Origin of the sequence: Indolivaga macrotermitis (assembly GCF_900128985.1) — a bacterium.
Classification (GTDB): Bacteria; Bacteroidota; Bacteroidia; order Bacteroidales; family Dysgonomonadaceae; genus Dysgonomonas_A; species Dysgonomonas_A macrotermitis.
The window spans coordinates 162,247-185,462 of the sequence record NZ_FQUC01000005.1; the positions used below are offsets into that span (position 1 = coordinate 162,247).

Sequence of the window (23,216 nt, forward strand, 5' to 3'; positions counted from 1 at the left end):
AAAACATTTCTCCAAAGATGGGAATATACTCACTTTTGCTTCAAAAAAAATCTAAAAACAAAATTATGAGACTATTATTAATTTGCCTGTTTGTAAATATCGCCTGTGTACAAATACACTCACAAATAACATTTAAAACCGAATATTTCGGAAAATCGCAATATCGTATAACGGAAAACGATACAGACGAAAAAGTGGGTAACAGCAAAGGTTCTGCAATGGTCTATCAGGGCGATATCAATATACCTTTGTCTACGAAGCTCGACGAGAATAATCGTCCGACAATGTGGGCTATAAGTGCAGGAGGATCTTATACTAAGCTTGATAATAAAAACTTTACAGAGCCTTTGGTCATTGATGAAATTATGAATCTGGGACTAAGCCTCAATCATCTGCGTCCCATAGGTGACAGATGGTCTATGATGATAGGTATAGGTGGCGGAATTTATATGCCGAATACCAGATTCTCCCAAATCAGGTTCAAAAATGTATTGGGGAGTGGAGGCGTTGTCTTTATCTATCATCTGAAGCCCAATCTGGAACTGGGTGGTGGTATTGCCATTAATAATTCGTTTGGCTATCCGATGGCATTTCCGGCTCTGTATCTCAACTGGACTACCAAAGGACAATTTGCCGTTAAGATTTCGATGATGAAAGGTCTTGATATATCAGCCGGATACAATTTTAGCAGGTATTTGAGCCTGAATTTTATTGCTGAAATGAACGGGCAGATGGCTTTATTTGAGCAGGACGGTAAAGATAAGATATTCAGCCATCAATATATCATAACAGGGCTTCGTCCCGAAATAAAGATAGGAAAACACATTTCCATCCCTATAACGGCTGGTATTAGCGCCATACGTCCGACTGAAATTACAAACAGGAGTTTAAAAAGTATGTTTCAGGATAGAGGATATTATTTTCAGGTAGCCCCCTATGCCTCGGCAGGCTTACGAGTCGGATTTTAATAGAAGTAAGAAGTAGCAGTCAAATAAATCAATGGAACTAAAACTATCCGCAGTTATAGTTCCATTGATTATTATATATAGCCCAACTATTATATCTGTTAAATTTATTATTAATTTTTTATTACACTGCATGGGAATAATCTAAGAATATCAGCTGGAAAAAGACAAAATTTGTACCTTTACGCCTCCAATATATAAATTATATTCAAATAGGGAATATCGAATATGAAGACAGCAATTATAACAATCGGCGACGAAATACTTATCGGTCAGATTGTTGATACCAATACCGCCTGGATGGCGCAAAAACTTACCAATGCAGGATTTGAAGTCACCGAAAAAATATCAATTGGCGACAATGCACAGCAAATAAAAGACACCATATCAGACGTTTTTACCCGTGTAGACGTTATTCTTACCACAGGAGGATTAGGACCCACCAAAGACGATATAACAAAGAAAACGCTTTGTGAATATTATGGAACAGACTTGATCTTTGATGACTCGGTACTCGAAAATATCCGCAATGTATTTCCCGGTTCGTCAACACTTAACCCGTTGACGCACGATCAGGCATACGTTCCCAGAGATTGTACGGTTATTCAAAACCGAGTAGGCACAGCTCCCATCACATGGTTCGACCGCAATGACAAAGTGCTCGTTTCGATGCCGGGTGTCCCTTACGAGATGAGATATAATATGGAGAATGAGATCATTCCCCGCCTGCAAGCCAAATACAGTGCCGAAGCTTATGTAAATAAAGTATTCATTGTAGGAGGATATACCGAGTCGGCTCTGGCCATACATCTTACCGATTGGGAAAACGAACTACCCGAAGGTTTCGGGCTCGCATACCTTCCTTCACCGGGCATGATGAAACTCCGCTTGTATGTAAAAGGAGAGAAACGCAGGGAAGAATTAGAGCATGAAACTGAAAAATTACGCCGTCTTCTTGGTACAGCTATCTATGCCGAAAAAGACATTCCGTTCGAGAAGATATTAAGCGAACACTTATTACGTAAAGGGCTGACTGTGGGGACTGCGGAAAGTTGTACAGGTGGAAATATAGCACACCTCATTACTTCCATTTCGGGGTCATCACAATATTTCAAGGGAGGTATTGTGTCATATTCGAACGAAGCAAAGTGCAACATTTTGCAGGTTTCGTCGTCTAATATAGAAAGGGATGGCGCTGTGAGTTCTTCTGTTGTGACCGAAATGGCGCAAGGAGCTCAGAAAGTACTTAATGTAGATTGTGCTATGGCAGTATCAGGCATCGCCGGACCCGATGGCGGTACAGACGAAAAACCAGTAGGAACGGTTTGGATAGCAACAGCCGTTGGTGACAGGGTTATCTCCAGAAAATACCAGATGGGAAAATTTCGTGAGATGAATATAATCCGGGCAAGTAATACAGCCATTTTACAGTTGCTGGAAATGTTAAGAGAATAAATATTAATAAGAAAGAACAACATTCAAATAATAATTTAAGTTTATGAAACGGACACAGAACTTCTATCTGACCATAATCGCATTATTGACAATTGTATTCAGTAGTTGTGGAAGCGACGACGATAACCGCTCGTCCTATACCCTCACTTCAATATGCGAAACTAAAGTACCTATCAAGGGATATGCTGATCAGACCGTTGTTGCAACAGATCCTACGGTAGTATTACTCGACGATATGCTGAAAGGTAAAGATTATGTAAAACCTATAATTAAAGGTGAATTATTTGCTACAAGCGGCACTGCGCTCGAAATAGTAGGTTTGAAAGAAGGAGTTTCGCTTAAAAGCTTCAAAATTACTATCAACGATGTCAGTAAGACATTTACCGAAGTAAAAAGTAGTGACCCAAACCTATACACAACTGAAATGATCAGTTTTATGCAGGAAACATTCGCAAGGATGATTACCCGTCAGAAACTGGTTATTTCGATATCTTTTACACCAACACAAACAATCACCGAAGCAGACAATGTGTATCTAAAAATCGCTTATAACGGGCGTTTTACCTATTTGAAATGACCTTTTTAATGAAAAAAACAGATTTTTTATTGAATTATGTAAACATTGAGGCAATATGATTGTTCTAGTACTAAAGAATTAATTAAAACCCACAATGGCAAAGAAGTTATACATTTTTGCAACTTTATTTATATTGAGTTTAACACACACATTGTTAGCTCAAAATAAAAATTTATATGATTTTAAGGTAAAAGATATTGACGGAAAAGCTTTCGACCTTTCATCTCTTAAAGGCAAGAAAGTCTTAATCGTGAATGTTGCTTCTAAGTGTGGGCTGACACCTCAGTATGCTCAATTAGAAGAACTATATCAAAAATACAAAGATCAGGGATTGGTTATCTTAGGCTTCCCCAGCAACGACTTCAAGGAGCAGGAGCCCGGAACAAATGCAGAGATCAAAGAGTTTTGTACACTTAATTACGGCGTTACTTTCCCCATCATGGATAAAGTAAAAGTAGTTGGAGAAAACAAGATACCATTATATCAATGGTTGACTGAGAAAAAACAAAACGGCAAATTCGATGCAGAAGTTCAATGGAACTTTCAAAAGTTCATGATAAATGCCGATGGCAGCCTTGCCGGCTATGTCCTACCCAAAGGTAGTCCGTTAAGTTCAGAAATAATAGACTGGATAGAAAAACCATAATAAATAATATTTTAACAAAAAATTAGACATTTACAGATTTCTGTAGTATCTTCGCCCCGCGAATGAAAATCAGGGATTTCATTGTAAAATTAGAACAGAATGATTATGAAAAAATTTTACCTATTCGCATTTAGCGCTGTATTAGCTCTATCTGCCAATGCTCAAGAAAAAGCATTAAAACAATATGGATTCGGCGACAATTGGTTTATCCAAGGTCAAGCCGGGGGATCTTATACATTTAGCGAAAACTCAAGCAAAGCTGACCTTTTCGATGTTGTAACTCCACACGTAGCAGTATCAGTTGGTAAGCACTTCTCTCCTATCGCCGGAGCTCGTTTACAAGTTGGTGGCTGGGAAAGCAAGAGTTATCTTGGCGAAGTAGCTGATAAGACATACAAATACAAGTATTTGCAAGCTAATACGGATGTATTATTAAATCTGACTAACTTATTCTCTACATACCAAGGGGACAGAGCTTTCAATCTTTATGGTATCATGGGATTAGGATTCGTTCATACATTTGCTGATAGAGATGTAAAAGAAGCTTCAATCAAAACGCATAACAATATTGTTCCGCGTGTAGGTCTTCAAGCTGATTTCCGTTTGACTGAAAGCTTAAGCCTGAACGTCGAAGCAACAGGTAACCTTATGGCTGACCGATTCAATGGTAACGTTGGAGGTCGTTCTCATGATGGTACACTTAATGCATTGTTAGGTTTGACTTACCGCTTTACTAAAGGAGGTTTCCAAACTGTTGATGTTATCGATCCTAGTGAGTTGACTGCTTTGAATGATAAAGTAAATGAGCAACAATCTCAATTGAGAAACAAAGACAGACAAATACAAGAATACAAAGCTTCTATCGCTGGTCTTGAAAGACAATTGGCTGAAAAACCAGTTGAAGTTGTGACTAAAGGCGAAAGCGAAGTTATCCTGAATGCTGTTGTTGTATTCCGTATCGGTAGCGCTAAACTTGAACAAAATCAAGATATCAACATCTACAATGCAGCTAAATATCTGCAAGAAAACAAAGATGTTAACGTAACTGTTACAGGTTATGCTGATAAGAGCACAGGTACAGCTGCTATTAACCAAAGATTGTCAGAACAAAGAGCTAAAGCCGTTGCTGATGTCTTGGTTAACAAATATGGTATCGAACGTAGCCGTATCACTACTGAAGCAAGTGGCGACAAAGTTCAACCATTCCAAATCGATTCTTGGAACCGTGTAGTTATCTTCACTGCTAAATAATTTAGCCAGTAAGATAATAGATATAACAAAAACAGCCACCTCAAAATTGGGGTGGCTGTCTTTATTTATATAAAGGCCGATTGTAATCAGAAAAAAAATAGTAGTGTATTATCTTCCATAAGTTTACGTCTATATCAGAAGATACAAACTTAAGGTAATACACTACTATTCTTCAAAATGCGATAAAAAAATCAGAGACCAATCTGAGCCTTAATAAAAGCTTCTGCATCATTCTCCGTCTTAAAAAAGAGGATCTGATTGTGCTCTACAGGGAATTTACCCAAAGCAATCCGGATAATTTTTTTTACTTTACCGAAAGTACTCAATTCGCTGGAAGTCAAACTTCCAACCCCATCTTCAATCTCTTCGATCTTTATTCTCTGAATAACTAATCTTTGAGGATTTACACTGTATAAAGTGTCTCCTACTTTTAAATTCACTAAAGCTCCCATAGTAGTTCATATTAAGGTGTATCTATAAAACACACAGGCGATTCATAAAGTTTTTATAAAGTATCTATTTAACATAAAATAAATCTATTAAGTCATTTTTATAGCAAAACTAAGTATCTTTACCCTTCATAAAAACTACAGTATGCGATTGTTTTTTCTATTCTTCATTATACTACAAATATTGACGTTATCAGCAAGCTATGCTCAAATATCAGCAGGTCGGATATCTGATTTCGTAACAAACGAAGACATTGAATTTGTTGAAATTGGTATTTTAAATCATAATTCAGGAACTATTTCTGATATCGACGGGCGGTATCAAATAGATATGTCAGGTATAAATCCGGATGACACTCTCCGTTTTTCGCATACAGCATACAAAACAATTGACTTTAAAGTATCCGAGTATCTGTCTACAATAGACAAAGACATCAAACTGACTCCTAAAAATGACGAGATTGAAACAATTGTAGTGAATCACCGGAACTTCAGGCAACAAACACTGGGTAACAATTTTAAAGGTGATAAATATCAGGGAGGGTTTATTCAAAATGTCAAGGGATTTGAATGCGGTGTTCTTTTGAAAATAGAAAAACGTGCTATCTTACAGAAATTAATAATGAATATTTCGGACTGTGCTTACGAGAACATATACTTCAGGGTAAATGTTTATAAAGAAACCGGTAAGAATGAGTTTCAAAACATACTTGGTCAGCCCATATATTTACAACAGAAGATGACCGGAGATGAGAAAGAATTAGTAGTAGACCTATCACCCTATTTTGTACACGTAGAAGGTAATACACTCATTACACTACAGCATATAGCCAATATAGGAATGGGACAATTATTATTCGCGGGAAGCCCGAAAGGTTCAACCAGCTATTACCGCACATCGAGTCAGGGCAGATGGACTAAAGCCCCGATGAAACTCTCTTTCAGAGTAGAAGCAATGGTCGAAAAATGAAATATTGAACAAAAAAGAATAAAGTAATCATGAGATTAGGTGGAAGAAGAACCAGCGATAATGTGGATGACCGCAGAGGTAAAGGCAGCGTGGGAAAAGGAACTTTAGGTATCGGAGGTGTTATTATCGTGGGGATAATAGTATGGTTGATGGGAGGTAATCCGATGGATGTTGCCCAACAGTTCTTAAATAATGGAGTCGGAACAGAAACAGCTTACACTCCGTCGCCACAAGAGGAAGAAGCTGCAACATTTGCCAAGACTATTCTAGCCGGAACCGAAGATATCTGGACTGAAATATTTGCCCAAAACGGATTAAAATATGTACCTCCACGCATGGTACTTTTCAGTAATGCAACCCGTTCGGGCTGCGGTAATGCATCTTCATCTACCGGCCCATTTTATTGTCCGGTTGACCAGACATTATATATAGACCTTTCTTTCTTCGATCAGATGAAAGATCAACTAAATGCCGGAGGAGACTTTGCTTATGCGTATGTGATAGCTCACGAAGTAGGGCATCATGTGCAAAACCTGCTCGGAACTATTGATAAAGTACATAACCAGCAGCAACGAATGAGCCAGAAAGATGCTAATCAACTAAATGTAAGGTTAGAACTTCAAGCTGATTTTTATGCAGGAGTATGGGCTAACCATGATAACAAAAGGTTCGGTTCAATTGAAGACGGAGACATTGAAGAAGGTCTTAATGCTGCCTCTCAAATAGGTGACGACCGCCTGCAGATGGAGGCTCAGGGCTACACAGTGCCGGATTCTTTCAATCACGGTACATCGGCTCAACGCAACAGATGGCTGAAGAAAGGGCTCGATACAGGAGATATGTCAGCCGGAGATACATTTTCGGTACCTCAAAGCCAGCTGTAGTAATTTGACAACAAAACCTGTGTAATAAAACTCCATTTACAACTTAAAAACTATTACAGATTGCTTTATCCAAATTTATAGCCTAACTTTGCACATCTTTTTTGGATATGACTTAGCAATGGAACGGCAAAAGACTACATTTTCTATACTAATACTATTGGGTATCACACATATGTTTAATGACACCTTACAAAACATGGTGCAAGCTGTGTACCCGATGATAAAGGATTCATTAGCACTCAATTTCAGTCAGATAGGTATTATAACATTGGTCTATCAGATGTCGTCATCCATCTTCCAACCTATCATTGGCGCATATACCGACCGGAAACCACAGCCTTATTCCCTGCCTATAGGCATGCTATTTACAATGAGTGGGATTCTGGCATTAGCTTTCGCCTCCGATTTTGTCCATGTCCTGATCGCCGTATTCGTTGCCGGAGTCGGTTCATCCGTATTTCATCCCGAAGCCAGTCGATTGGCACATATTGCTTCCGGAGGAAAACACGGGCTTGCACAATCTATCTTTCAGGTAGGTGGAAACTTTGGCGGATCGCTTGGTCCATTGCTGGCAGCTTTATTTATCGCTCCATACGGACGGCAAAATATCGGATGGTTTGCAATTTTTGCCCTTATATGTATAATGTTTATGTTATACATCAGCCGTTGGTACAAAGGTATACTACTTCGTTTCAATATGAATCCGGAAACAAAACATACCAATACCGCACAATCTTTACAGCCTCTGGGTTCTCAACGCAAGACGATATTTACGTTGGGCATACTCTTAGTGTTAATTTTCTCTAAATATGTATATATGGCAAGTCTGACCAGCTATTATACATTTTATCTGATCGAAAAATTCGGTATTACGATCAAACAATCCCAGCTTTATCTATTTGCCTTCTTGTTTGCCGTCGCTTTAGGTACTTTCTTTGGTGGACCTATCGGCGATCGGTTCGGACGCAAATATGTCATATGGTTTTCCATACTTGGCACAGCACCATTTGCTTTATTGATGCCACATGTAGGGCTTGCAGGAACCTGCATGCTAAGTATTGTGATCGGATTGATATTATCGTCTGCATTTTCTGCAATTCTGGTCTATGCACAAGAACTGGTACCCGGCAAAGAAGGCCTTATCGGAGGGCTCTTCTTTGGCTTAGCATTCGGCATAGCCGGTATCGCATCCGCTATTTTCGGTAAAATAGCAGATACACACGGCATTGAGTATGTATATCATATAGCTGCCTTCATGCCTTTATTAGGACTTATTGCCGGATTTTTGCCTAATCTTAAAAGAAGATAAATAAGTATTTATATATATACTTATTATTATATTAGCACCCATTTTACACTTAGAGAACGACAACATTGATTAAAGCACGAAAAATAGAGCTACTCGCTCCTGCCAAAAATCTGGATTGCGGCATGGAAGCAATAAATCACGGAGCAGACGCAGTTTATATAGGAGCACCCAAATTCGGTGCACGATCTGCCGCCGGAAATTCTCTCGAAGATATTCAGGCGTTGATTCAGTACGCGCATCAGTTTGATGCCCGGGTCTACGTTGCACTTAACACCATACTCAGTGATAGTGAACTATCCGAAACAGAAGGACTTATATGGAAGTTATATAAAATAGGAGCCGACGCTATCATTATTCAGGATATGGGAATACTGATGCTCGACCTGCCTCCTATCCCACTCCATGCCAGTACACAAAACGACAACCGGACTATCGAAAAAATACAATTTATGGCGGATGCCGGTTTTTCACAGGTGGTGTTAGCCCGCGAACTCACTGTTCAGGAAATTAAAAACATAGCATCCAACACATCATCCGTTGTTTTGGAAGCCTTCGTACATGGAGCACTATGTGTATGCTACAGCGGACAATGCTACTTAAGTGAAGCCATAGCAAACCGGAGCGCAAATAAAGGAGCATGCGCACAATTTTGCCGGTTGCCATATACTTTGACCAATGCCGATGGAGAAACGATAATACCGAAGAAACATTTGCTATCCATGAAAGATCTTAATCTATCGGAACAACTTGAGGAGATAATAGATGCAGGTGTCAATTCCTTAAAGATAGAAGGGCGGCTGAAAGATATGTCCTATGTGAAAAATGTAGTAGCTTATTACCGCATTAAATTAGACGAAATATTAAGTCGCCGAGAAGAGTATATTCGGGCGTCAGCCGGAACATGTACATATACATTCGAGCCACACCTCGATAAAAGTTTCAATAGAGGGTATACCGAATATTTCTTTAATGGGCGGAGATCGGACATGTGGTCATTGGATACACCGAAATCAATCGGAGAGCCTATCGGAAAGGTTAAAGAAGTATTTGATAAATTTTTCACCTTATCCGGTACAAAGAAATTAAATAATGGCGACGGATTATGTTTTATGGGACATAATCAAAAAGAGTTGCAAGGAATAAGAGTAAACCGCATTGATGGAGAAAAAGTATTTCCTGCTGAAAATCATTTACAGCTCAAGAAGGGCACTTTCATGTACCGGAACTATGATCATGAATTCGAAAAAGTGCTTAGCAAGAAATCGGCTGAACGCAAGATAGATGCAACTATTTTACTGAAAGACACCGAAAAGGGATTCTATTTATGTATAGAAGATGAAACGGGAATAACCGCCGACATAGAATTTGGCTCAGAAAAGACACCGGCCGACAAAGAACAGCATTCTAATATAGTAAACAATCTACAAAAAACAGGAAATACAATATTCCGTATTACTAGAATAGATATTGAATTCTCTAATAATTGGTTTATACCCTCTTCACAGTTATCCGAATGGAGACGAAGCTTATTAAGCAACCTTCTGATAAAAAGAGTAGCATCGCATATTATTGAGCCTGTTGTACATACTCCGACAAAACACCAGTTTCCGGTTAAAGAAATAACTTATCTGGGAAACGTCATGAACGAGAAAAGCCGTCGGTTTTATGAACTTCACCAAGCTAATGTTACACAAATGGCTTTCGAAAAGAAAAGGATAGACAATGTACCTTTAATGTTTACCCGGCACTGCATCAAGCAATCTTTGGGGTATTGCCCCAAGGAAAGTGCTACACGGATGCCTTACAAAGAACCATTATATTTATTATACAATGATACCCGTTTGAGATTGGAGTTCGATTGCAAAATTTGTGAAATGAAAGTGTATCACTGTACCACCACTAATAACTAAACGAGTCTGAGAGATAATAAAATAAGAAGAGTCTGTAACTATTAAAGTTTACAGACTCTTTATTATATAAGATAAAATTATCCTTATCCCTTATTTATTATATTAATCAGGCTTCTGCTGGTTCAGTATCAATGGCTTTCCATACGAAAGCAGCAATAACCGCACCTAAAAACGGAGCTACAATAAATAACCATAGTTGAGATAAAGCTTCTCCACCTTGAAACAAAGCCGGCCCGATACTACGAGCAGGGTTAACTGATGTTCCTGTAATAGGAATACAAACAATGTGAATCAGCACCAATGCCAAACCAATTGCCAAACCTGCAAAATTATTGGCAGCACCTTTTGATGTAGATCCGAATACTACCATCAGGAATATAAACGTAAAGACTGTTTCTGCAACAAATGCAGGAATAAGGTCTGTATAACCGTTTGCTCCTGTCAATGTAGTTGTAGAACCCGATCCTTTAGCTAAAACATATAAAATTGCCGAACCTAAAATTGCTCCAATCACTTGAAATACAATATAGAATCCGGCATCTTTAGCTGATATCTTATTAGCAACTAACATTCCTAATGTAATAGCGGGATTGATGTGGCAACCCGAAATTTTACCGATTGTATAAACCATAGCAACTACGGACAAACCGAAGGCAAAAGCTACACCTAATGTTCCAACAGCGGCAAATGGTTGTGCAGCTCCTGCAAATACAGCACTACCGCAACCCATAAGAACTAAAACCATAGTTCCAATTAACTCTGCTAAATACTTTTTCATTTTGTTTATGCGTTAAATTATAAGCTACAAATATAACAAGATAAAGCATAATTTGTTTTTCTTTCCTTAATTTTATCTGGAAAAGTCTCTAACGCTTTTGTACAACAAGATCGAAGGGGTAAAAGATATTTTATTTTTGAGGACGGCTGCTTACTTTCTCTACCAATTCTTTAGTTACAATAATCGGATTTTCATCCACTTCCATTCCTAACACATGGATAAGTATCCGTTTCGATTTTTCCGACATTTTTTTAGCTCCTCCTCCGGATAAGTTCAAACCGGAAGGTACAACCAAGCCATCCGCCCGTGTTGTAGGATTGGCAAATATCCATTGTCCGCCCGTGAAAACAGGAACAACATAGCCATCCGGTAATTTATTAAAGGGAACCTTCGGATTTAAATTTGTTAAACCCTCCCCTATTCTATATTTATCTTCGAACTGGGCTCCTCCTGTCTTTTTGTATTTCTTGGCAAACTCAAGTAAGTCATCTTCAACAACAACTTTATTTGATTCGGAATAAGGACGTAATCCTGTAGATGGTTCTAAGGTGGGTCTAACCTGTTTTAACAAATCTTTCTTCATATCATCCTTGATCGACATAGATAATGAACTTTGAGCTTGTATATAAACACTCATCGATAAAAACAGAAAACTTGTTGCGCAGCAATGACCCAATTTCTTCATTCTCTCTATTATAAAACTGGAACAAATCTATGAAATTAGATTGTTGTATTATATGCAAAAAAGTTAACATTACATAAGGCTATTTTGTGCTTTCTTTTCCTGTTCCCGCTCCGGAAATATCATTCGTCTACGGTCTCACCTAAAACGTGTATAAGTATTGCTTTTGATTTAGCCGACATTTTCTTTTTTTCCTTCCATCCCGATAAGTTTAACCCTCCGGAAGATACATTAAGCATTAGACCTTGCAGGCGCTGCCTTTGAGATAATTGATCATGTATAAATTCATCATCTTTTTTCTCCTCCAAGCCTAGTTTTCCATTACGTACCACTGATTTAACATTTGCACCTTGCCTGATTTTCAATAAATCAGCATCACTGACAGAAGTCTTAAGTCTTTCAACGGATAATTTATCTTCGAATTGCGAACCTCCATTCCTATATAATAGTAGTTTACTTTGAATATTATCTTTATTTACGACCTTATCGTCTCCTACTACTTTCCCGATAGGCTTATCTGTAGTCAGATTCTGATCCATTATATCTACGGGAGGTTTAACCTGTTTGAGCAGATTCTTTTTACGTTCATCTTCCAGCGAATAAGAATCAGATATCTGTGCATAAACAATGTTACAGGTAAAAATGAAAAACAAATTAAGACAAAAATGTTTATTCAAGTACATAATAGTGTTGTTAGCTTATAGGACCAAAGCTAACAAAACCTATTGTTGATTTTTATATAAAAAGCTTAAATGAATATAAGAATATTATTCCAACCGGGAAACGGACAAAAACGAGATGAATTTTTGAAGATAAATAACATCTGTTTCAGAAAAATGGTTTAAAAACTGGCTGTCAATATCCAGCACTCCAATCACTTTCCCATCTTGATTCAATGGTAAAACAACTTCAGACCGCGAATCTCCATCACATGTAATATGTCCCGGAAAAGCATCTACATCGGGTACGACCAAAGGTTTGTTTTCTTTCCAGGCTGTTCCGCAAACTCCTTTACCATAACCAATCCGTGTGCAGGCAATCTTACCCTGAAACGGACCCAATACCAATTCCTTGTTTCTAACTATATAAAATCCCACCCACAAGAAGCCAAAAGCTTCTCTCAGTACAGCCGACAGATTAGCCATATTAGCAATCAAATCTGTTTCGTAAGAAATCAGAGCCTCTACCTGAGGAAGTAAATTCTTATACTGCTCTTCGCGTGAAGTTGTTTGTAATACATCAAGCTTTTCTGCCATAATTACTTCAAATCAGTAGACTCCAGCCTTGCTGTTATTACAACCTGTATTTGTATATTATCTTCAACTATACTGTTTTGCATAGCATCATAAACTGTATTCGACCCATATTTAATCCCCCATAGAGTCCGGTCTATATTAAACGGAGCAGTAATAGCTTTATAGGTATCTCCGTTTTTAGTGATTTTAGCATCAAATGTTACACCTTTTTCCATCCCTATTAATTCTAATGCGCCATTTAACCGGTGTGTCAATGAGTCCGATTTAATCTCGGTCGAATTGTAAATTGTAAAACGAGCTTCAGGATAACGAGCTACATTAAAGAAATCTCCTCTATTCAGGTGTGTCACCAATTTCTTATTATTAGCCGCATCCGTAATACTGGTACACTTTATCGTATTCATATCAATAATAAAACCTCCAAGCTTTACATTATTACCTACAACAGTAATAATACCTTCTTTTAGTTTCAATGTTCCGGAATGTTCTGTTTTAGGACCAAATCCTTTCCAGTAAATAATAGAAGCAGCTGTATCAACTTTAAGTGATATACCATTTTCTTCGGCAACAGGTACAACCTCTGTCTGCTTCTTCTCTTTACATGAGCATACAAACAATAAACTAATTAATGATATCCAGTAAATATTTCTCATATTTCTCCCTAATGGTTTTGTATCAAGTATGACTTTATAAACACAATACAAAAATAGCATTAATAATTATTCAAGCCGAATTATATGAAAAATTTTCACGACACAGTACCTTAAACATACAAAGGGCTTCATAAATACCTAATAATAAACAACAAAATACAAAGAACGACACGCATACACATATATAGAATACTGAGAGCATAAACAAAACCACAAATATAGATCACAATACTAAAAGAATAATCAAATCAAAAAGCTTATATTATATACTATCACTTTATTAAATAGCATAAAATGAAACCGAATCATAGATAAAATCGTCATTAAACCTATCACAAATGCAATAATTTAATAATTATCAAGATATTTTTTGTAGCATTTTATTTGGAATTAAAGAAATATATTATACTTTTGCTGGTGTAAAATTCAAAGCTGATTATAATGAAATCATTTAACAATAACATTAGCATTTCTATTATTCTCCTCTGGGACAAACTTAGAGTGAGTAGTGCTGTGTATTGATGAATGATCTAAAATATATTCTAAAGCCTTTCTCACTATGATGAGAAAGGCTTTTTTAATGAAAAGCAAGACACTCGGAAAGTGATTAACTATTAAATTTTTAATATTGATTTCGTTATGGACAAATTATTTATTTTTGACACGACATTGAGAGATGGAGAGCAGGTTCCCGGCTGCCAGTTGAATACAATAGAAAAGATCGAAGTAGCCAAAGCCCTCGAAGCGCTCGGTGTAGATGTTATAGAAGCAGGGTTTCCGGTTTCTAGTCCAGGCGATTTTAAATCTGTAGTTGAAATATCTAAAGCTGTAACATGGCCAACTATATGTGCTTTGACCCGTGCTGTGGAAAAAGATATAGAAGTAGCTGCCGAAGCTCTTAAATATGCAAAAAAGAAACGCATACATACAGGAATAGGTACATCGGATTACCATATTAAGTATAAGTTTAACTCTACACAAGACGAAATTATAGAGCGTGCAATTGCTGCTGTTAAATATGCAAAGCGTTATGTAGAAGACATTGAGTTCTATGCCGAAGATGCGGGGCGTACCGACAATGCTTATTTGGCAAAAGTGGTTCAGGCTGTCATTAACGCAGGAGCTACAGTCGTCAACATTCCGGATACGACCGGCTATTGTTTACCAACCGAATACGGTGCCAAAATTAAATACCTGATAGATCATGTGGATATGAAAAATGCCATATTATCGACACATTGTCATCAGGACTTAGGTATGGCTACAGCAAATTCTATCATGGGAGTTCTGAATGGAGCCCGTCAGGTAGAAGTTACTATTAATGGCATTGGAGAACGTGCCGGAAATACATCACTGGAAGAGGTGGTTATGGCAATCAAGAGTCACAAGGAACTGAACATCGAGACTAATATCAATACCCAGAAAATATATCCGATCAGCAGAATGATATCGAGTTTGATGAATATGCCGGTTCAGCCGAATAAGGCTATTGTGGGTCGGAATGCTTTCGCTCATTCATCCGGTATCCATCAGGATGGGGTTTTGAAAAATATGTCAACTTATGAAATTATCGATCCGAAAGAAGTCGGCATAGACGACAATGCGATAGTACTTACTGCCAGAAGTGGCCGTGCCGCACTGAAAAACAGGCTGATGATATTAGGCATTGAAGTTAATGATGATGAACTGAGCGATATTTATCAGAGATTTCTGGAGCTTGCCGACCGCAAAAAAGATATTACAGACGAAGATATTCTTATCTTAGCAGGCAAAGAAACTGAAAAGATGCACCGTATAAAATTAGACTACTTACAGGTAGTCGCTGGAATTGGTGTACGATGCGTTGCCAATGTCGGTATCGATATAGCTGGTGAGAAATTCGAAGCTTCAGCATCCGGCAATGGCCCTGTAGATGCTGCAATTAAAGCAATCAAACAGATAGTACGCCGTCAGACCGTAATTCAGGAGTTCCTGATTCAGGCTATAAATAAAGGTAGCGACGATGTAGGTAAAGTGCATATGCAAGTTGAACATGACGGACAAATGTACTACGGCTTTTCGGCAAACACCGATATAGTAGCTGCATCTGCCGAAGCTTTCATCAATGCAATAAATAAGTTTGTTAAGTAATAAACAATATGGCGGAGCCAAAGAAATACGAATATATCGATAGTTTAAGAGGGATAGCCATACTTATGGTAGTAGGTGTCCATATTTTATCTTTTTTCAAGGTAAGCACATCCGACTTTTTCCCTCCTTTACTGATCGATTATATATATGATTTCCGCTGCGGTGTATCGTTATTCTTCATTGTCAGTGCATATACGCTTACAATGTCTCACGAAAGGCGAAAAGACGAAAAACGTGCTACCCGCAATTTTTTTATCAGGCGTTTTTTTAGGATAGCCCCTATCTATTATTCAGCCATTATACTTATTTACCTGTTTAATATAGACCACAGTGCCGCTTACATAAAAGCAATTCCAACCTTTTGGTTTTTGAGTAATTTTCTTTTTCTGAATACATTATCTCCATATATAATTGGCACTATAGTGCCGGGAGGATGGTCGGTATCCGCCGAATTTATATTTTATTTCTTATTCCCGATATTAACAATATGGGTAAGAAATACAAATACCAGCCTGATATTCTTCGGTATCTTCATAGCAATAGCTTCAATATTTCATTACAATTTCTATGACGATCCGTTTTTATCTAAGTTCGAATTTATGGAAGTGAACTTTCTGAATCAGGTACCCATTTTCTTCTTAGGTATATTTGCATATCATGTAACTCAGAAAAAAGATTACCGGGTCAGTCCTTATACTGTAGTATTTCTGGCGTGTGTATGCCTGCTATTTGCCCATATACCGTTCCCGTACTATTTTATGTGGACTATCGCATTCACTGCACTAGTTATTATATTGAGTAAATATTCTCTCAAGGCTTTTTCGAATAAGGTACTAGCCAGTGTTGGCAAAGTCAGTTTCAGTATGTACATTATTCATTTCCTTGTAATAATGGCTCTTAACAACTTTGAATTCGGGCGAATATTACCAATAACAGGATTTATCAGTTCGCTGCTCAACTTTATATTATTATATTCGATAGTAGCGGCAGTTACATTTTGCTTATCCAATATCACATATAAATTTATAGAAATACCCGGACAAAATCTGGGACGTAAAATCATCAAAAAATTAGATCAACAAAATAATATTACTGTATGAAAACATTGTTTGATAAAATCTGGGATGCACACACTGTATCTACCGTAGCTGATGGACCTACACAATTGTACATCGACAGGCATTTTTGTCATGAGGTTACAAGTCCTCAGGCTTTTAATGGACTGCGTGCCAGAGGTCTGAATGTTCTTCGTCCCGACAGAACTACTCTAACGGCAGATCATAATACACCTACAATCAATCAAGATCAACCTGTTAAAGATCCGATCTCCAAAAACCAATTAGATACCCTGTCTAAGAACGCAAAAGAATTCGGTTTGACATTATATGCATTAGGTCATAAAAAAAATGGTGTCGTACATATTATCGGACCCGAAAACGGATATACACAACCCGGTATGACAATTGTTTGCGGAGACAGTCACACATCTACACACGGAGCATTCGGATCAATCGCTTTTGGTATCGGAACATCTGAAGTGGAAATGGTATTGGCTACTCAATGTATTTTGCAATCGCGCCCCAAAACCATGCGTATAACTTTCAACGGAAAGCTAGGAAAAGGTGTTACAGCAAAAGACCTTGCCTTATATATGATATCGAAACTTACAACAGGTGGTGCTACAGGTTATTTTGTTGAATATGCCGGAGAAGCAATCCGCAATATGTCGATGGAAGAACGTATGACACTTTGCAATTTAAGTATCGAAATGGGTGCCCGTGGAGGACTTATAGCTCCGGACGAAACAACATTCAACTATGTAAAAGGCCGTGAGTTTGCACCTAAAGGTGAAGAATGGGATAAGGCACTGGCATATTGGAAAACATTGAAAACCGATGAAGGAGCCAAGTTCGATAAAGAACTTATATTCGATGCTGCTGATATACAACCAATGATCACATACGGAACAAACCCGGGAATGGGTATGGGTGTAAACGAAAATATACCAACCTTAGAAGATATTGATGAAGCAGGACGTATATCGTTCCAAAAATCAATGGATTACATGGGATTCAATCCGGGTGAAAACCTTGAAGGAAAATCAATCGACTATGTATTTCTTGGAAGTTGTACTAACGGACGTATCGAAGACTTCCGCGCATTTACCAATTTTGTGAAAGGAAAGAAAAAAGCTGATAATGTTACGGCATGGCTTGTTCCCGGAAGCTGGATGGTAGAACAACAGATCAAAGACGAAGGATTGTATGATATACTTACAGCTGCCGGTTTCGAATTACGTCAACCCGGATGCTCGGCTTGCCTTGCAATGAATGACGATAAAGTTCCGGCAGGGAAATATGCAGTATCCACTTCGAACCGTAATTTCGAAGGACGCCAAGGTCCCGGAGCACGTACTATTCTGGCTGGTCCTTTAGTAGCCGCTGCTGCTGCCGTTACCGGTAAAATTACAGACCCAAGAACTATGCTGTAATTTCAAACAGAAGCCTTTAAGGTCTCAATACTTTTTATTTCTTTGGTAACTACAACAACAATAAGTTGTTATGATTCCAAAACATATCATTAATTACTTACAGTTACTTTAATTAAGAAAATGGAAAAATTTCAGAAATTAACATCGACATATGTTCCACTTCCGATCGAAAATGTGGACACAGACCAAATAATTCCGGCTCGTTTCCTCAAAGCTACAACAAAAGAGGGCTTTGGTGATAATCTTTTTGCCGACTGGCGGTACGAAAAAGACGGATCTCCTAAAAAAGATTTCGTATTAAATAATCCTACTTATAGCGGAGAAATCCTCGTTGCTGGTAAAAACTTCGGAAGCGGATCCAGTCGCGAGCATGCAGCATGGGCTATCGGAGGATATGGATTCAGGGCTGTAGTATCAAGTTTCTTTGCCGATATATTCCGCAACAATGCGTTAAACAATGGTATATTACCTGTTATTGTTTCGGCTGACTTTCTGTCCGAAATATTTAACAGTATAAATAAAGACCCGAAAGCAACATTAACTATCGACCTCGAAAGCCAGACTATTACTAACAATGCCACAGGTAAAAGCGAATCATTCGAGATCAACCCTTATAAAAAAGAATGCTTGCTGAAAGGATTGGATGATATAGACTATCTTCTTTCCAAAAAAGATTCAATCGAAAATTACGAAAAAGAGCGTACTTTTTGATTCTAAAAAAAACACAGTCGTGCCGGTATCTGTACAAAAGTACCGGCACGGCTCTGAAACCTAATAACATCTGAAGATATTATGCTAGAGATAATGGATACTACCCTGCGGGATGGAGAACAAACTTCCGGAGTATCGTTCTCGTCGCAGGAGAAAATGAGTATTGCTCACTTACTACTGGTCGACTTAGGTGTTAATCGTATAGAGATAGCATCAGCCAGAGTGTCGGAAGGTGAGTTCAATACTGTAAAAAAAATAGCAGATTGGGCAAAAGGTGCCGGGTATATAGATCAAATCGAAATACTGGGTTTTGTAGATAAAGGCGCATCGCTTAAATGGATAAAAGATGTGGGATGCAAGACTATAAACCTTTTAACAAAAGGATCTTACAAACATGTAACCGAACAACTGCGCAAAACTCCACAAGAACATCTCGACGATGTAAAGAGGGAAATAAATCTGGCGGCAGAAATGGGTATCGAAGTAAACCTTTACCTCGAAGATTGGTCTAACGGAATACTCAATTCGATGGACTATGTTTATTTTATGGTTGATAACCTCAAAGATATGCCCATCAAACGGTTTATGTTACCGGATACATTAGGGATACTCAACCCCCATACCACGATGCGTGCCTGCCGCCGTATGGTAAGACGCTACCCTAACCTGCATTTCGATTTTCATGCGCACAACGATTATGATTTAGCTGTTGCCAATGTAATGGTTGCCATAGAAGTAGGTGTAAAAGGTGTACATGTTACTATGAACGGTTTGGGCGAACGTGCCGGTAATGCCTCATTATCGAGTGTAATTGCCGTTGTACACGATCAGCTAAATATGCAAACCTCAATCCGCGAAGATAAACTGAACAGGGTAAGCCGTGTTGTGGAAACATACTCAGGATTAAATATTGCAGCCAACCAGCCTATTGTCGGAGAAAATGTATTCACTCAATGTGCCGGAATACATGCTGATGGAGACAACAAAAACAATCTGTATTACAACGAATTATACCCTGAAAGATTTGGCCGAAAACGGGAATATGCATTAGGAAAACTTTCGGGAAAATCCAATATACGAAAGAACATAGAAGCTCTCGGTATAGAGTTGGATGATAACGAAATGACTCTCGTCACCAACAGAGTTATAGAGCTAGGTGATAAAAAAGAAATTATTACACAGGATGACCTTCCATACATTATATCCGATGTATTGAAAGGCAGTGAGAAAGAAAAAAGAGTAAAAATCGTATCTTTCGCCTTTGTTCTATCAAGAGGAGTGCGCCCTTCGGCATCCGTACGGATTGAAGTGGACGGAAAAGAATACGAAGAAATCGCTGCGGGAGATGGTCAGTACCATGCTTTTTCGAAAGCCCTTTGGAAAATTTATACCAAACTGGATAAACCCAAACCCGATTTGACGAACTATTCGGTAATTATACCTCCGGGAGGTCGCACCGATGCTTTGGTGCAGACTGTTATAACCTGGAGATTCAATGGAAAAACATTCAAAACAAGAGGTCTGGACGCTGACCAGACAGAAGCTGCGGTAAAAGCAACGGAGAAAATGTTGAATATTCTGGAAGATATGTAAGCTTGGTAGTATCTAAAACCCCAGATTTAAGGTTACAGACCTTTTTTATTACTTTTGTAAGTAAAATAGCAATAAGCAATTATATTTCAAAAATATATAATTAAATACCTGTTGCTACTCATCATAAAGAAATGAAGCTGAATATAAAAAATATTATATCTGATCGAAAATTTGAGACATGGGTTAGTTATCAGTTGATCTACGAATGGGAAGATCAACTGTCGCAGTCTCTGCAAATACCCATTATCGATAATCCCGACAGGCTGGAAACCAATTTCATAAACCGAATCAGATATAATATATCCAAAAGAATTTCGTATCCGATTACTAAGTTTTTCCGGAAGATCAGCTCATTTGCAGGCAAACCGGACGAGTTATCTGTAAGCCTGTACTTCCATCTTATAGTATCGGCTCCTATTGAATTGAAAAAAAGTCGTTTAAACAAGATTATTCCTGTAATTGTAGATGCTTTTATTGATGAAAACTTCTTACCTGAATTCAATAAAAAGTATGCCGATTGCCCTTTGGTGCTGATTTCCAGTATCGAAGCTTATAATTATTTGAAATCGGCAAACTGCACCCTCAATATTCAATACTGGGGACTTAGTTTGCCTGACAAATACAGGATGGTAAAAGATATTGTTTATCAAAAGAAATACGACATCCTTTTAGCCGGAAGACAGAATAGTAGCCTCGAACATTTTTTAGATCAGTATCTGAAAGAAACAGAAGCTTCTTCAGGCTTAAATATTGTAAAAAGCGAAATCCAAAACGGGCAGGTTATTTTTACATCTAACAAAGATGGTAATCTGGGCAGTTTCAATAGCAGAGAAGAATACATGAAACTACTCCGGACGGCAAGGATTGTCTTTTATGCAACACCGGGTATAGATGGTGGCGAAAAGAGGACAAAGGGTTATAATCCTGTAACTCCCAAATATCTTGAATCACTATCTGCCCAATGTAAAATACTGCTCCGGTATCCGGATACTGTAGAGACCCGATTGTTTGAAATGGAAAGAATATGTGCAAGTATAAACAATTACGAAACATTTAAACAACAGATAGAATTGTATATCTCCGAAAAAGATAATTTCGATAAAGAAACTTACCTATCCATTTTAGATAAATCATATACATCTGTCAGGGCGAATGAATTGATGGATATTGTTCAATCAACCGAAATATAATTATTACTCAACACGTAAAAATGAACGATTCACGTAAAATAAAAATAGGGATTTTGGGAGCCGGCATCAGCGGACTTAGCATAGGGCAACTTCTTAAAGACAAATTCGATATAGAAATTCTGGAATCGAAACCGGTATGTGGAGGAATAGCCCGGACTACGGATGTAAACGGGATAGCTTACCATACTATAGGAGGACATTGCTTCAATTCGAAATATGAAGATGTGCTTTCATTTGTTTTCGGACAGATTCTGCCTTTAGACCAATGGAACAAAATCGAGCGGAAATCCAAAATCAAATTCCATGACTATGAAGTCGATTATCCGATCGAATTTTCGATAAAGCAAATCTACGAACACGATAAAGAGCTGGCCAAACGACTTACTATAGACTTCCTCAATTCTGAGGACGATGGCAAATATGCCAATCTGGAAGAATGGTTCGAAAAGAAATTCGGCAAAAGCTTTGCTACTGAATATTTTATACCTTACAATTCTAAGATTTGGAAAAATGATCCTAAAAAGATGAGCTATCTATGGGTAGAGGACAAACTGCCGATTCCCGATAAAGATTCTTTTTTCGAAGGGTTAATTTCGAATACAAAAGACAAAATGTCTCATGCCCGGTTTTATTATCCTAAGAGTAATAATCAGAACACCTTTCTGGATGCATTAGCTAAAAATCTGAATATAAAATACAACTATACCGTTTCGTCTATCGAGCATAACAAGGATTCGAATAAATGGGTTATTAATAAAAAAGACGAATTTGACCTGATAATAAATACCACACCTCTCGATAAACTTATCGATTGCTTTAGTGATGCCCCTGCCGATGTACAAGCATCAGCCAAATCACTGAGAAAGAACGGTGTATCAAATGTACTTTGGAAGACGCAGTCTACAGATAAAACTTGGACATATATCCCTAACAAAGATTATCTTTTTCACAGATATATCCATATAGGATCTTACTTTAGCCCGAAAGAAAACTACTCGGTATCGGAAGTCATAGGCAATCATTCTTTTGAAGAAATGGCTAAAGCCGGACAATCCGATAACTTTTTAATAGAGCCTTTAGCACATTCTATATCAGAATACGCTTATGTTGTTTTTGATGAAAATTACGACAAGTCAACTAAGAGCGTAAAAGACTATCTTCAAAATATAGGTATATATACGCTCGGAAGATTTGGCGAATGGCAATATTACAACATGGATGTTTGCATAAAAAAAGCTATAGATTTATCTAAGACAATCACAGATAAATATCTAAAAGTCTAGAAATTAAACAAATAATATTATATATAAACCGAA

At 37.9% G+C, this 23,216-nt stretch carries 22 protein-coding genes; 16 read left to right on the forward strand and 6 right to left on the reverse strand.

All coding sequences use genetic code 11. From position 1 onward, the window contains the following. Window positions 1–65 precede the first annotated feature (65 nt). The 5 genes from BUC12_RS08915 (at window position 66) to BUC12_RS08935 (ending at window position 4,894) form a co-directional block, all read left to right on the forward strand. Window positions 66–968 (forward strand): DUF6268 family outer membrane beta-barrel protein, encoded by a 903-nt coding sequence (locus BUC12_RS08915; RefSeq protein WP_062180666.1) that lies wholly within the window; start codon window positions 66–68, stop codon window positions 966–968. Window positions 969–1,193: 225 nt separating this feature from the next. Further along, window positions 1,194–2,420 carry a CinA family nicotinamide mononucleotide deamidase-related protein gene (locus tag BUC12_RS08920; protein ID WP_062180582.1) on the forward strand — a complete coding sequence of 409 codons (1,227 nt, stop codon included), beginning with the start codon at window positions 1,194–1,196 and terminating at the stop codon, window positions 2,418–2,420. Window positions 2,421–2,463: 43 nt separating this feature from the next. Then, the gene (locus tag BUC12_RS08925; protein WP_062180579.1) at window positions 2,464–2,997 is read left to right on the forward strand and encodes a hypothetical protein; all 534 of its coding nucleotides are present in this window, start codon (window positions 2,464–2,466) and stop codon (window positions 2,995–2,997) included. A gap of 94 nt (window positions 2,998–3,091) precedes the next feature. Beyond that, window positions 3,092–3,643, forward strand: coding sequence for a glutathione peroxidase (locus tag BUC12_RS08930; protein WP_062180577.1), 552 nt, complete (start codon window positions 3,092–3,094; stop codon window positions 3,641–3,643). A 105-nt stretch (window positions 3,644–3,748) separates the two neighbouring features. Next, window positions 3,749–4,894 carry an OmpA family protein gene (locus tag BUC12_RS08935; protein WP_062180663.1) on the forward strand — a complete coding sequence of 382 codons (1,146 nt, stop codon included), beginning with the start codon at window positions 3,749–3,751 and terminating at the stop codon, window positions 4,892–4,894. A gap of 191 nt (window positions 4,895–5,085) precedes the next feature. Here the strand turns inward: BUC12_RS08935 and BUC12_RS08940 are convergent, their stop codons facing one another. Next, window positions 5,086–5,346, reverse strand: coding sequence for a hypothetical protein (locus BUC12_RS08940; RefSeq protein ID WP_062180574.1), 261 nt, complete (start codon window positions 5,344–5,346; stop codon window positions 5,086–5,088). 142 nt (window positions 5,347–5,488) lie between these two features. On the opposite strand from BUC12_RS08940, the gene BUC12_RS08945 reads away from it, so the two are divergent. The 4 genes from BUC12_RS08945 (at window position 5,489) to BUC12_RS08960 (ending at window position 10,416) form a co-directional block, all read left to right on the forward strand. Next, window positions 5,489–6,313: a carboxypeptidase-like regulatory domain-containing protein gene (locus BUC12_RS08945; protein ID WP_062180570.1), complete on the forward strand. Its 825-nt coding sequence runs from the start codon at window positions 5,489–5,491 to the stop codon at window positions 6,311–6,313. Between the two features lie 29 nt (window positions 6,314–6,342). Next, a complete protein-coding gene (ypfJ, locus tag BUC12_RS08950; RefSeq protein ID WP_062180567.1) occupies window positions 6,343–7,197 on the forward strand; it encodes a KPN_02809 family neutral zinc metallopeptidase in 855 nt (284 codons plus the stop codon). A 118-nt stretch (window positions 7,198–7,315) separates the two neighbouring features. Then, window positions 7,316–8,506, forward strand: a complete 1,191-nt coding sequence (locus tag BUC12_RS08955) for an MFS transporter (protein WP_062180564.1) — start codon at window positions 7,316–7,318, stop codon at window positions 8,504–8,506. Between the two features lie 65 nt (window positions 8,507–8,571). Further along, window positions 8,572–10,416, forward strand: a complete 1,845-nt coding sequence (locus tag BUC12_RS08960; protein ID WP_062180561.1) for a peptidase U32 family protein — start codon at window positions 8,572–8,574, stop codon at window positions 10,414–10,416. Between the two features lie 106 nt (window positions 10,417–10,522). Here the strand turns inward: BUC12_RS08960 and BUC12_RS08965 are convergent, their stop codons facing one another. The 5 genes from BUC12_RS08965 to BUC12_RS08985 all read right to left on the reverse strand — a co-directional run bounded on the left by BUC12_RS08965 (window position 10,523) and on the right by BUC12_RS08985 (window position 13,785). Further along, the gene (locus tag BUC12_RS08965; RefSeq protein WP_062180558.1) at window positions 10,523–11,194 is read right to left on the reverse strand and encodes an MIP family channel protein; all 672 of its coding nucleotides are present in this window, start codon (window positions 11,192–11,194) and stop codon (window positions 10,523–10,525) included. Between the two features lie 130 nt (window positions 11,195–11,324). Further along, window positions 11,325–11,879 carry a hypothetical protein gene (locus tag BUC12_RS08970; RefSeq protein ID WP_139262039.1) on the reverse strand — a complete coding sequence of 185 codons (555 nt, stop codon included), beginning with the start codon at window positions 11,877–11,879 and terminating at the stop codon, window positions 11,325–11,327. Between the two features lie 119 nt (window positions 11,880–11,998). Continuing rightward, on the reverse strand, window positions 11,999–12,559 hold the full coding sequence (locus tag BUC12_RS08975; protein WP_062180552.1) for a hypothetical protein: 561 nt from the start codon (window positions 12,557–12,559) through the stop codon (window positions 11,999–12,001). Between the two features lie 84 nt (window positions 12,560–12,643). Next, a complete protein-coding gene (locus tag BUC12_RS08980) occupies window positions 12,644–13,132 on the reverse strand; it encodes a GAF domain-containing protein (protein ID WP_062180549.1) in 489 nt (162 codons plus the stop codon). A gap of 2 nt (window positions 13,133–13,134) precedes the next feature. Further along, the gene (locus BUC12_RS08985; RefSeq protein ID WP_070808589.1) at window positions 13,135–13,785 is read right to left on the reverse strand and encodes a YceI family protein; all 651 of its coding nucleotides are present in this window, start codon (window positions 13,783–13,785) and stop codon (window positions 13,135–13,137) included. Between the two features lie 639 nt (window positions 13,786–14,424). Here BUC12_RS08985 and BUC12_RS08990 point away from each other — a divergent pair. The 7 genes from BUC12_RS08990 to BUC12_RS09020 all read left to right on the forward strand — a co-directional run bounded on the left by BUC12_RS08990 (window position 14,425) and on the right by BUC12_RS09020 (window position 23,183). Beyond that, the gene (locus BUC12_RS08990) at window positions 14,425–15,915 is read left to right on the forward strand and encodes a 2-isopropylmalate synthase (protein ID WP_062180543.1); all 1,491 of its coding nucleotides are present in this window, start codon (window positions 14,425–14,427) and stop codon (window positions 15,913–15,915) included. An 8-nt stretch (window positions 15,916–15,923) separates the two neighbouring features. Then, entirely contained in the window at window positions 15,924–17,015 is a 1,092-nt protein-coding gene (locus BUC12_RS08995) for an acyltransferase family protein (protein ID WP_062180540.1), read from the forward strand. Continuing rightward, window positions 17,012–18,406, forward strand: a complete 1,395-nt coding sequence (gene leuC, locus BUC12_RS09000; RefSeq protein ID WP_062180537.1) for a 3-isopropylmalate dehydratase large subunit — start codon at window positions 17,012–17,014, stop codon at window positions 18,404–18,406. Before BUC12_RS08995 ends, leuC begins: the two co-directional genes overlap by 4 nt. 120 nt (window positions 18,407–18,526) lie before the next feature. Beyond that, window positions 18,527–19,117: a 3-isopropylmalate dehydratase small subunit gene (gene leuD / locus BUC12_RS09005; protein WP_062180534.1), complete on the forward strand. Its 591-nt coding sequence runs from the start codon at window positions 18,527–18,529 to the stop codon at window positions 19,115–19,117. An 81-nt stretch (window positions 19,118–19,198) separates the two neighbouring features. Then, the gene (locus tag BUC12_RS09010) at window positions 19,199–20,710 is read left to right on the forward strand and encodes an alpha-isopropylmalate synthase regulatory domain-containing protein (RefSeq protein ID WP_062180531.1); all 1,512 of its coding nucleotides are present in this window, start codon (window positions 19,199–19,201) and stop codon (window positions 20,708–20,710) included. Window positions 20,711–20,841: 131 nt separating this feature from the next. Beyond that, window positions 20,842–21,900 carry a hypothetical protein gene (locus BUC12_RS09015; RefSeq protein ID WP_062180528.1) on the forward strand — a complete coding sequence of 353 codons (1,059 nt, stop codon included), beginning with the start codon at window positions 20,842–20,844 and terminating at the stop codon, window positions 21,898–21,900. A gap of 20 nt (window positions 21,901–21,920) precedes the next feature. Beyond that, entirely contained in the window at window positions 21,921–23,183 is a 1,263-nt protein-coding gene (locus tag BUC12_RS09020; RefSeq protein ID WP_201780490.1) for a protoporphyrinogen/coproporphyrinogen oxidase, read from the forward strand. Window positions 23,184–23,216: the final 33 nt, after the last annotated feature.